Source organism: Mucilaginibacter sp. (genome assembly GCF_036383575.1).
Lineage (GTDB): Bacteria > Bacteroidota > Bacteroidia > Sphingobacteriales > Sphingobacteriaceae > Mucilaginibacter.
Window position 1 is genome coordinate 1 of the sequence record NZ_DASVOB010000346.1, and the last position, 10863, is coordinate 10863.

Here is a 10863-nt window from a genome sequence, read left to right on the forward strand (position 1 = left end):
CCGCGCAGTCGGCCGCCATTAAAGGCTGGGCCAGTATTAACCCTGGTGATTACACTTATTTGAAGGCTATCAAACAGCCGGTGTTCGTATTAACCGGGCACAATGATATTATATTCCCTACCGTTAATTCATTTTTGCTGCAACAGAATTTGCCCAATGCACAACTGATCATCTATCCCGATTCAAATCATGGCGCGCAATATCAGTTCCCCGAACTGTTTGTTAAGCAACTGACCGCCTTTCTTGACGGCATAAAGTAAACGACAGGCAAAAGAACGCCTCTTAATATCATCTCAAAGTAAGAAACCCGGTGCTGGCCGGAATCCTCAAATATCTGGCGCTTTAAGTTAACTGAAAGGAAAAATGCGTGCCTACTTTTACATAAGCAAAAAGACAAGGCAGATTTGATTAATTAAGATGGCGACTAAAATTGTAACAAAGTTCATCATAGGAAACGAGCAAGGGATTAACGACTTGCTCGTTATAACTACAGCAATTGCGGGAGAGCGGTTTAAAGGAAAAGTTCCCGATCAGGAACTTGAAAATTATATCGATGCAAATTTTAGTAAAGATGCACTGATGGTTGAACTAAACAGCATGTCCAATCAATATTTGATGGTTTATGCTGACGATGAACCAGCCGGCTATGTCAGGGTAACAACCAAAGGAACGAGACCGGAGTTTTTTGCTAAAAAAACTTTAGCGAGAATAGCCGATTTCGGAGTATTGGCCAGATATAGCGATCCGCTAATTAACAAATCGTTGTTTGAAAAGAGCCTTTCTGTATCAACTATGCAGCAAGTGGTTTGGATAAGTGAGTTTGAAGGCAGTCCTTATTTGGATCTTTTTGAAAGCTACGGATTCAAAAGAAATACTGATATCTCCGTTCCGCAAGCATTGTCAATCCAGCCTGTTTATTTTGTTAAAGAAAAGGCCTGAGTTTTAAAACATACTGTAAAATGAAAACAGAAAATAATGCGATAAATATGCCAAGCCTTGGGTTTGGCACTCTGATCCCCGATCCTGCCGAAACGATCCGCGCTACCAGGTACGCGCTGGAAGCCGGTTTCAGGCACTTTGATTGTGCAGAACGGTACCGCAACGAGAGTGAGGTAGGCGAGGCGCTGGAGGCGGGAATGGCCACCGAAGGGATTGCGCGTGAAGATATTTTCATGACCACCAAGCTATGGAACACCAATCACAGGCCCGATCGCGTGGAAGCTGCTTTTGAAGGAAGTTTAAAAAGGCTCCGGATAGATTATCTCGACCTATATCTCATTCACACCCCCTTTGCATTTCAACCGGGGGATGACCAGGACCCGCGGGATGAAAATGGTAATGTTATTTACGATAAGGACGTGACTTTGCTTGATACCTGGAAAGCGATGGAAGATTTGGTGGATGGTGGCAAATGCCGGGCTATCGGTTTATCGGATGTTACCCTGGAAACACTTGTGCCCCTCTATGAGTCGGCAAGGATCAAGCCTGCCGTGGTGCAGGTGGAATCGCACCCCTATTTACCGGAAACAGAGCTCCTGGAATATTGCAAAGAAAAGAACATCATACTTTTAGCTTTTGCGCCATTGGGCCATGGAATGCGGCCCGGGCCACTGGAAGATCCTGCTGTTTTGGCCGTTGCCGAACGGGTTAAAAAAACACCGGCCCAGGTATTGCTGGCCTGGGCACTTCAGCGTGGCACAACTTTACTTACCACACCCCGCACTGCCGCCCGGGCGAAAGAGAATTTTGATGTTTCGCCCCTGCCGGAAGATGCCTTCAATGAAATTAACAACATCCAAACCAGGCAGCGGTTTAACCACGTAGTAAAGACAGGTGTGCCAGGCTTCATTCCACGAGTGGAAGATTCCGGAAATTAATTTCTTCGATTGGCCAGGAAAGATTGTAAAAAGGCCTTGGGGCGGAAATCTGGGGACTTTTGTGTATTTGGCATAGTGATAACGTGCTCAAAAATTAAAAGCTGGAAGTGGTTTATTAATTACCACTTTTTTTAGATCAATCGCCAATTTATGGCTAAAAACCTCGGAGCCAACCTTGTTAAGGTGTTGAGAATTGAAAAAATACCTGCGCTCGTAGGTCAGGCTATCGGATGCATAATTTAGCAGCGGAATTTTATATTGAACTGAAATATTTTTATAGAAATTTAAAATTTCGCTGCTATTCGAAATATATTTCAAACTTTCATGAAATACCGGAGTAAAAACCATGATAGGGTTGATATTATTTATTTTACAATAGTTCAGAAACTTTTTGAACTCATTTTGAGATATTGAAGATACATTTAGTTTTTCGCTCGCAGGGTGAGCTTTTTTGTATTGGTCAAAAGTGTTGTCCCACGTTCTCTGAGCTCCGATATACCCCTTATATTTACAAGGAGTGTCCACTTTTATCCGGTCAAAATAAGCATTAAGCCCATCGGTAAATAACTCAGGCTGATTATTATACTTATATAGCGGAAAATAACGCTGTGCAAAACTAAATGAATTATCGAAGCCCGTTGTCATATTTTTAATATCCGGATTATTTAAGTATGGCAAAAACTGCAAGGGAAAAGGTATCTCTTTGCTTTCGGAAAATGAGGTCAGGTCCACACTTACAATAACGTATTTTGGCTTTTTATTATATTTCAGGTATAGCTTGAATCGCGCATTTTGCATTAAAAAATGACTTGCATCCATACCTATGTTATAACTATTAACGTTCAATACACTATCCAATATTTTAGGCGAAATATGGATCCAAGCCCTTGATGATCCAATAATCAATAAGTCGGCATTGATCTTTGAATTGAAGATGTCGTTCCATTCTGTATAGTAATAGTTACGTGATTTCTTCAGACCAGCATCGACGATATAGTTTAAAGAAATCAAAAACGGCAGTGGTAACAAGCAAAAAATCAGTAATCGTAGCGCTAATTTTCTAACCATTAAAACTGAAAATAAATAAACTGCTTGTTTTGGAATACCCCTAAATAAATAACAGATAGCGTTAACACATAATACACACTCCATCGTATTATGCGGGGTTTCTTGTCTAAATAAGTACTCATAGTTACGTTGCCTTCAACATATTGAATAAATATTAGCAGCAATATCAATGCTAAACTAAAGAAAAGCTGCAAAAAAGGAACATCGAGAGTAATTGACGGAATATTTTTTTCAAAAAATAACTTGCTTTCCGTAAAGCTTTGAGGAAGCTTGCGGAAAATATATATCGCATCCCAAATAGAATTAGCTCTGAAAAATATCCATGCCATCGTTACCAACATAAATGTTATGAATTGCTGTATAAGGGGAGCGAGCCATTTTACACGGTTTATGCCTATGAAATTGGATATGGTGTGCCTTGGTTGCATAGTAACTGCGCCAAATATCATATAGAAAGCATGTAGTAAACCCCAGGCGATAAATGTCCAGTTTGCACCATGCCATAAACCGCTGAGTGTAAACACACAAAGAATATTAAAGCACATACGGCTTCGCTTCACCCGGCTGCCACCAAGCGGGACATATACATAATCCTTGAACCAGGTGGAAAGTGATATGTGCCAGTTACGCCAAAACTCAGCAATTGTTTTAGCTTTATAAGGGTGGTTAAAGTTTTCCATCAGCGTGAATCCCATAACTCTTGCCGATCCTAATGCTATATCTGAATAGCCCGAAAAATCACAATATATCTGAAATGAAAATAAAATACTGGCAAATAATAGAGTAGTGGCCGAATGGCTGTGAGGATCATTAAATACAGGGTCAGTGATTAACGCGAGCCTATCGGCTATTACCGTCTTTTTAAACATACCCCACAACATTGACCGTAGCCCGTTAACAACGTTATGATAATTAAAATGCTTGCGTTCATGAAATTGGTGAAGCATATTTTGCGGCCGTTCAATAGGGCCGGCAACAAGCTGAGGATAGAACATGACGTAAAGAGCGTAAATGCCAAAGTGCCGCTCCGGCTTCTGTTGCCCCCTGTAAACTTCAATTGTGTAACTCATAGCCTGAAAAGTGTGAAACGACAAACCTATGGGTAAAGCCATTTCGAGTATCGGCAGTGAATTTTTTAAATGAAACGAGGTCGTAAAAACGGTGATGCTATGATTGATAAAATTGTAGTATTTAAAAATACCGAGTACGCCAATATTTGCTGCCAGGCTGGCTATTAGATATAGTTTTTTCTTTCGAAGATCGCTCTCATTTTCTAACAATAACCCTGCATAATAATCAATGATTATGGTAAAGCCCAGTATTAAAATATATTCAGGCTTAAAGAACATATAAAAAAAGCAGGACGCCAATAGCAATAAAATCCATCGGAGCTTATGTGGTAGCAGAAAAAACAGTAACGTTACGGTTGGGAAAAATACTAAAAAGCCAAAGGAATTGAAGAGCATAAATATCCCAACTAATTTTCTATAAAGATAAATAAATTGCTGAAATAGTCAATCGAATTGCCTTAGGTGTTTACGCCCACGAAGGCGTGAAACACCTAAGGGCTACTCAAGAAAGTTCGGCCAGGATATTACAAACCATGAGGTTTTTATTTTATGAAATTACTGAAATTTGCCCAATCAAACTTCGCGATGCGGCAACAATACATACCACTCACTGAAGGACAAACCTGCCCGTACTGGTATCCAACATTCCTATCGCTCTGAATAATATGGCAAATGCCTAATTTGGCATCATACAGAATGTCTTATGAAAAATGAAACTAAAAAACCTGAATTTTGGGAAAAAACCTTCGTCGAAAAGCAGGAAATGTGGGGTTTTGAACCATCAAAGTCTGCTGTTCTGACAAAGGATTTTTTCGTTGAAAAGTCAGTAAAGAATGTGCTCATTCCCGGAATTGGCTACGGGCGAAATGCGCAGATTTTCAGAGATAATGGAATAACCGTAACCGGTATTGAGATCTCAAAAACAGCTATTGAAATGGCTGAAAAACATTACGGAACAGATATGACCATCTATCACGGTTCTGTAACTGATATGCCATTTGATCAAAATCAATATGATGGAATATTTTGCTATGCTTTGATTCATTTACTGAATAGCGATGAACGAAAGAAATTGATATCTGATTGCTAAAAGCAACTGGATGATAATGGCTATATGGTTTTTATAGCTATTTCCAAAGCAGCTCCAACTTACGGGCAGGGCAAGTTTATCAGCAAGGATCGCTATGAGATCTTTGATGGAGTTAACATGTTCTTTTATGACCGGGAATCCATCAATGCAGAGTTTGGAGCAGCAGGCCTATTTGAGATTGCAGAAGTCACTGAAAATTATCCCTTCTTTTTAATTAAATGCAGGAAGGGCTGATCAGAGATCCGAATTGATTGGCACAACTGTAACTTTAGATCATGAAAAAAATCCCCTGGGTCGTTTTTTTGTTATTAATATCCTCAGTCGCATTTGCACAAAAAGCAATTAAGGCGAAGGATGCCCACAAGTATATTGGCAAAAAAGCAACAATAATCGGTACAATAAAAAGTATAGCAGGCCCCGGATACCTCACTTCCATCTCATTCTATCTCGTAACCGACAGCGTAGATGTTGGGATGGAGGTTATTGTTCCAATGAAGATATGGGGTAAATCGAAAATGTTTAACGAAAACCAGAAAGGTAAAGTCATGAAAGTAACCGGACTGATCAAATTAAATGGAGAGCCGTATACAGAAGTAGAGAATAAATCGGATGTCAAAATAATGGACCGCCCAAATTATCCGTGAGGTTTTCTAACCTTCTTAAAGTCAAATAAATTTACCTTTTTTACCCATGGTGCAAAAAAGCCAGTAATTATGAGGAATTACTGGCTTTTTAGTGGTCCCGACGAGAGTATCAAGTGGGAGTTTTACAGCGCCTAATCGTCATTAGCCGTCAAAGCTATGCATAAGAGCAAGTCTCTATATCGTTGCAGTTTTACCCATTTGTTGCCCTTTGATAAAAGTTCAGCACGTACTAACCATATCATTCAGCGCATATGAGAAGATACGGCAATACTGTCAAATGATCAGGTAGCTCTTGCTGAATATAAAAGGTGCTCGTTATACGCAAGGTAATGCACGTAGTCCTTTATTGCTGTTATCCTTGCTGTAAAGGCGAAGGTACCCACATGTAACATGCTTATTTTATATAAATACTTTTCCTGTTTGTCTAAACATTTCCCAATGTTCCTTCGTTGGAAAACTAAAATAAGAGGGGTTGTAGGAAGGTTGCTTTTGATTATATATATTTTTATTTAACATATTCAATGCTTCTATTGTAGCTATTGTACTTAATTCAAAACATTGTTTGTAAAGGGAGTCAACAGTGTCGTTTTTTAAAATAGGAATTTCTATTTGGTATAAAACAGCACCTTTATCAATTTTATTGTTCATGGTATGAATGGTTATACCAACATAAGGCTCATTATTCCTCACTGCCTGAAACACCGGCCACAAACCACCATAGGACGGCAATAACCCACTATGACGATTAACGCATCCGAGCGTAGGGATTTCTAATAACTCTTTTCCAAAAAAAAGAGAATTGGAGCTGATAATAACATCGGGCATTTTTGCTTTTATTTTTTGAAGATATTCTGGTGTATTGATATTATTCTCTACTTCAAAAAAATCGATGTTAAAATACTTCAACGCTGATTTTACACTGTAAAACTTACCATTAAAAGATTTTCTGTATAACCAATCACTTAATATCAACGAAGATTTTTTTGCTACAAGTTTTAAGATTTCTATAGGTTTCAGGTAAAACCAGTTTTTCATTAAATATTTTTCTATGCTATTTTTCGTAGAAATTTTTGTTACCAGGGCTGCACCTACAAAATCATGACCATAATGCCGTATTAAATCTGCTGTATAATCAGGATGATAAAAATTTGTTTCATCGATTACTAAAAATATTCTCATGGGTTACATATAGTAGTTGATCATTTTTTTGAACGTATCACTTTTTAAAATGGCAGCCTCCCTTTTTCTATTACAGGAAGCGTAATAGGATTTAAAGATTTCTTTGTTCGTCCAGATGGCACTGGCTTTTTTTTGAATTCCTCCTGGGTGGAATAATATTTCTATTGATTTTATCAACGGATCCTTTTCTTTTTTTAGCGCTGCATTGACTGATTTTGTAGTCATTTTACCAGTAGCTATCACGCCAATAAACCGGTCATTAGTTGATATTCCGTTGCTGCTAATTTTCAGCTTCTGTTTATTTGAGAGAAAATTCAACAACACCTTTTTAATAATATTAAGTGAAAAATAATGTGGCAAATCATCCCTACAGAAATAAAAAGCCTCATGAGGGTTACGTATGGTATCTATTTTCTGCATTTTTGCCACCTGAATGATATTGTCCATGACAAAAGGAAGCATATGAACATGGGTATGACTATCTATGCATATTGTCTTAATTTCAGGAAAAGCAATTACAAATTTCTTTAGCTGATTGTAAATTTCTAACCTAATTTGATCATTCAGTTTTTTCTTCTTTTTAGAAGAAAAGAAGAAAGATGTCAGCCATAAGGAAAGGAAAGTATATTTAAATTCTTTTGTGTGATCTACAAGCAAAGGAACGTCCTTTACACAGGATACAGGACTCCCTTCTACAAGATTCAGATGAAGGCAAATTCTAAATGGCGTCGGTGAGTTTTTGTACTTGCCGGCGGCATATTCAAAACCAGGAGTATTATTGACAATACTTACGCTATTCACTGTTCCATGATGAATGCAAGACAAAATATTGTCAGTAATTTCATTATTCATCCCAAAATCATCGGCATGTATCTTTATTTTTTCAACCATATACTCATATCAGATCAATAAACTGTTGTTCCCATTTTTCCATACGGCGATAAACATAGTTCATAGAAAAAATTAGCCATGGTACTCAACCTGCTTTAAACAGATTCCATTTATGAGTATCATGTTAAAATCATTCCAGGATATCTTCAATATGATAATAAGGACGCCGCTTGGTTTCTTTATAAATCTTAGCTACATATTCACCTATTATCCCCAGAGAAAGCAACTGAACGCCGCCCAAAAAGTACATTGGTAATGAAATGGAGGCCCAACCTGGAACAACGTCTCCTTTTACATAAACCACCAGCACGTGAAAGCTAAGCGCCATCGTAACCAAGAATAGTAATAACCCTATACCTGTTATCATGCGAATAGGGGCGCTACTAAATGATGTAATACCGCTAATTGCAAGTGACATCATTTTGCGGAGGCCATATTTCGTCTGCCCCTTTTTTCTATCCTTTTGCGTGTACTCAATTGTTTCCAATCGCATATTTATTAGCGGGAACAAACCACGGAGAAAAAGATTAGATTCCTTATATTTTAAAATTTCAATTAAAGCTTTATTAGACAGCAAACGAAAATCCGCATGATTTTCAATCAGCGTAACGCCCATTTGATGCATAAAGTGATAAAATATTCTGGCTGTTTTCCTTTTAAAGAAGGTATCTGTATCTCTGTTGGTTCGTACACCGCATACAATATGTGCACCATTCTCATATTGTTTAATCATCTGTGGAATAACATTCAAATCATCCTGTAAATCCGCATCAATACTTATTACACAATCTACCTTGTTTGTTGTAAAGTGAAGTCCGGCCAATAATGCATATTGATGTCCTTTATTAGTAGATAATTTCAATGCCTTTATTTGAGGGCTTGTATTTTCCTTTAATATTTGATATGTTTTATCCAGGCTGCCGTCATCTATGAAAACAATATAGCTTTGTTTATCAATACACTTTTCTTCAATGAGCATATTCAATAACCGGCACAGCGTAGGAATGGTATCGGGTAAGATATCTTCTTCATTATAGCAAGGAGAGATTATTGCAAGTTTTGGTGGCAACATATATTGAAAGTCATATACTCGGTTAATAAATTACGAGGGGTAATCATATTGAAAGAAGCTGCATGCAATGTTAAATTGGTACTCCTATTCATCATCAGTAGCGCTATGCTTTTTTCTGAATTGCCTGGGGAAATACGAAACCGTTGCCATAAAATATTGTCTTAAAACATTTACCGTACCGCGCGTAATATAATTGTTGCTGCCAAAGTTTATGATGCTTGTGTTTTGATGCAGCAGGTCTAATGCTGATAATTTCAATTCTAAATTATTGCCCTGCATAAAACGGTAAACAGCATTGGCGTTCCAGATGGTAAAATTAATTGCGTCAGAGCTGTTAGATATGCTATGATTATAGGCTATATTACTGCTGATGTTTAATTTTTTAGTACAGTTAACACTGGCACTTAGCTTGGTATACTGATTATCGTACGTAAATAACCTGCTACTCGCACCGTTTTGCCGGGAGCGGTAAGCCGAATAACCTTCCTGCAGGTTTATGGCTAATCCGGCCAAGTAGGTATAATATATGCTAAGGAAACTATTGTTCCTGAAGTCATTCGATCTGTTTTTTATACCATTGATATAAGAGGGGGTTTCAGATAAGGTAAATGATGTGTTCATGTTTATCTGCAATTGATTGTTTTTAAACTTAAAAGCTTTGCCTATATCACCACCGGCATTAGCATATTTATAACCGTTTATGTTGATGGTTTTATGTGTGCTTCGCCCCAGATAGTCAATGTTGCTGCTGTCTGCGAAACTATTATTTACTATTCCCATGCCTATATTCAGGCCGTAGTTAAATTCGTTTTTTGTACGCTGGCTTACATGCGTCATTGTAAATGAAACCTCTTTTTTATTGGTAGGTTTAAGGAAGTTATTACCTTGCTGAATGTAATACAGGTTAATGCTATCTACCAATGGCACTAACTGGCTCATGTTTGGATAATCGGCACTAACAGAAAAATTTAATTTGTAATAATCCTGAAAGTAGCCGAACTGATTATTCATATAGCTGACGGATGCATGCGGCACAAACTTTTTATAATTCTGTGTAATGTTTTGAAATAATTGGCTGGAGGTATTTTTCTGGTAATAAAATTGTGCCAGTGCTGTAAAGTTAATGGCTAAGCTTTTTGAATACCGGTTTACCAAACTCTTACCAAACCTTTTATCGAAACTCAAGGATGGAAGATCGTTGATGAGGGTGTACCTGCTGTTGCCTGTAAGGTAAGGGTTTGCAATAAAATTACCACTTAACGAATCTCTATCCTCCACCTCGTTATTTTCATGGTGTATGGTTACATACACATTATTCGCCGGCTTTACCGACACGCCCCATAAAGCTACCCGGTTTTTAAATAAATATTGTATAGGATCGCCCAAACCCAAATCCAAAGACTGGTTTACATCATTGCCGCTATTGGTATAATGGCGGTTTATATTTTTGTTTTGCGTTAAGTTGTTGAACGAAACAAATTCAGTTTTATTAACGCGGTCATTATTATCGGCGCCTGCGTTAAATGAATACCCCACATTAAAAGCCATACTTCTTTTTCCGTTTATTGAGCCTGGGCGATTATAACCGGTTTCAAATGAAAAATTCTTAGCATCGTCATAGCCTTCATTTTCCTGTGTATTGGAGCTTTGCAAGCGTTGTCCTGAGGCTGATATACTACTCTGTTGTGTTTCATGGTTGTAGCTATTATTCGCGTTGAACCCAATAGCTGCATAAAAAGACTTCTCTTTGATATTCTTATCGTAACGGGCGGTAAAATTTTGTACGGTATTTGAGTACCGGCTGCTGCCTTTGTCCTGTCGTGTTTGCGTACTGTCGCCTCCCAGCGATGTAATCGTTTGTGTGTTCCGTAAATTATCGTTGATATTTTTTTTAATAAAATAATCTGCTTTCAACCGGTCGTTTTTATCATTACCTGCATCGGGTATAAAATCATGCAGATAGGTGAAACCA

General features: G+C 37.9%; 12 protein-coding genes. 6 read left to right on the plus strand and 6 right to left on the minus strand.

The annotated features are described in order from the left end of the window. The 3 genes from VF500_RS11855 to VF500_RS11865 form a co-directional block, all read left to right on the plus strand. The coding region (locus tag VF500_RS11855) for a hypothetical protein (protein WP_330859866.1) at nucleotides 1–260 on the plus strand (260 nt) is incomplete at its 5' end. Nucleotides 261–417: 157 nt separating this feature from the next. Continuing rightward, the gene (locus VF500_RS11860; RefSeq protein WP_330859867.1) at nucleotides 418–939 is read left to right on the plus strand and encodes an N-acetyltransferase; all 522 of its coding nucleotides are present in this window, start codon (nucleotides 418–420) and stop codon (nucleotides 937–939) included. Nucleotides 940–959: 20 nt separating this feature from the next. Beyond that, on the plus strand, nucleotides 960–1877 hold the full coding sequence (locus tag VF500_RS11865) for an aldo/keto reductase (protein WP_330859868.1): 918 nt from the start codon (nucleotides 960–962) through the stop codon (nucleotides 1875–1877). A gap of 87 nt (nucleotides 1878–1964) precedes the next feature. Here VF500_RS11865 and VF500_RS11870 read toward each other — a convergent pair whose 3' ends face one another. Together VF500_RS11870 and VF500_RS11875 are read right to left on the minus strand one after the other, a co-directional pair. Next, on the minus strand, nucleotides 1965–3029 hold the full coding sequence (locus VF500_RS11870; RefSeq protein ID WP_330859869.1) for a hypothetical protein: 1065 nt from the start codon (nucleotides 3027–3029) through the stop codon (nucleotides 1965–1967). Further along, the gene (locus VF500_RS11875; RefSeq protein ID WP_330859877.1) at nucleotides 2945–4057 is read right to left on the minus strand and encodes an MBOAT family O-acyltransferase; all 1113 of its coding nucleotides are present in this window, start codon (nucleotides 4055–4057) and stop codon (nucleotides 2945–2947) included. The genes VF500_RS11870 and VF500_RS11875 overlap by 85 nt, the downstream gene beginning before the upstream one ends. Nucleotides 4058–4718: 661 nt before the next feature. Here VF500_RS11875 and VF500_RS11880 point away from each other — a divergent pair. Genes VF500_RS11880 through VF500_RS11890 form a run of 3 tightly spaced genes read left to right on the plus strand, consistent with a single transcriptional unit; the run spans nucleotide 4719 to nucleotide 5749 of the window. Next, nucleotides 4719–5105 (plus strand): class I SAM-dependent methyltransferase, encoded by a 387-nt coding sequence (locus VF500_RS11880; protein ID WP_330859870.1) that lies wholly within the window; start codon nucleotides 4719–4721, stop codon nucleotides 5103–5105. Nucleotides 5106–5129: 24 nt separating this feature from the next. Beyond that, a complete protein-coding gene (locus tag VF500_RS11885) occupies nucleotides 5130–5339 on the plus strand; it encodes a hypothetical protein (protein ID WP_330859871.1) in 210 nt (69 codons plus the stop codon). Between the two features lie 41 nt (nucleotides 5340–5380). Continuing rightward, nucleotides 5381–5749 (plus strand): hypothetical protein, encoded by a 369-nt coding sequence (locus VF500_RS11890; RefSeq protein ID WP_330859872.1) that lies wholly within the window; start codon nucleotides 5381–5383, stop codon nucleotides 5747–5749. A gap of 399 nt (nucleotides 5750–6148) precedes the next feature. On the opposite strand, the gene VF500_RS11895 is transcribed toward VF500_RS11890, so the two are convergent. The 4 genes from VF500_RS11895 to VF500_RS11910 all read right to left on the minus strand — a co-directional run. Beyond that, entirely contained in the window at nucleotides 6149–6928 is a 780-nt protein-coding gene (locus tag VF500_RS11895) for a formyltransferase family protein (RefSeq protein ID WP_330859873.1), read from the minus strand. Between the two features lie 3 nt (nucleotides 6929–6931). Then, nucleotides 6932–7819, minus strand: coding sequence for a ChbG/HpnK family deacetylase (locus VF500_RS11900; protein ID WP_330859874.1), 888 nt, complete (start codon nucleotides 7817–7819; stop codon nucleotides 6932–6934). A gap of 130 nt (nucleotides 7820–7949) precedes the next feature. Further along, nucleotides 7950–8891 (minus strand): glycosyltransferase family 2 protein, encoded by a 942-nt coding sequence (locus VF500_RS11905; protein ID WP_330859875.1) that lies wholly within the window; start codon nucleotides 8889–8891, stop codon nucleotides 7950–7952. Nucleotides 8892–8975: 84 nt separating this feature from the next. Further along, on the minus strand, nucleotides 8976–10863 hold a 1888-nt coding region (locus VF500_RS11910; RefSeq protein WP_330859876.1), incomplete at its 5' end, for a hypothetical protein.

Coding starts and splice junctions, on each gene's coding strand:
- VF500_RS11885 (WP_330859871.1), top strand. CDS start 5,130: ATGGTTTTTATAGCTATTTCCAAAGCAGCTCCAACTTACGGGCAGGGC.
- VF500_RS11865 (WP_330859868.1), top strand. CDS start 960: ATGAAAACAGAAAATAATGCGATAAATATGCCAAGCCTTGGGTTTGGC.
- VF500_RS11880 (WP_330859870.1), top strand. CDS start 4,719: ATGAAAAATGAAACTAAAAAACCTGAATTTTGGGAAAAAACCTTCGTC.
- VF500_RS11900 (WP_330859874.1), bottom strand. CDS start 7,819: ATGGTTGAAAAAATAAAGATACATGCCGATGATTTTGGGATGAATAAT.
- VF500_RS11905 (WP_330859875.1), bottom strand. CDS start 8,891: ATGTTGCCACCAAAACTTGCAATAATCTCTCCTTGCTATAATGAAGAA.
- VF500_RS11890 (WP_330859872.1), top strand. CDS start 5,381: ATGAAAAAAATCCCCTGGGTCGTTTTTTTGTTATTAATATCCTCAGTC.
- VF500_RS11875 (WP_330859877.1), bottom strand. CDS start 4,057: ATGGCTTTACCCATAGGTTTGTCGTTTCACACTTTTCAGGCTATGAGT.
- VF500_RS11895 (WP_330859873.1), bottom strand. CDS start 6,928: ATGAGAATATTTTTAGTAATCGATGAAACAAATTTTTATCATCCTGAT.
- VF500_RS11860 (WP_330859867.1), top strand. CDS start 418: ATGGCGACTAAAATTGTAACAAAGTTCATCATAGGAAACGAGCAAGGG.
- VF500_RS11870 (WP_330859869.1), bottom strand. CDS start 3,029: ATGGAGTGTGTATTATGTGTTAACGCTATCTGTTATTTATTTAGGGGT.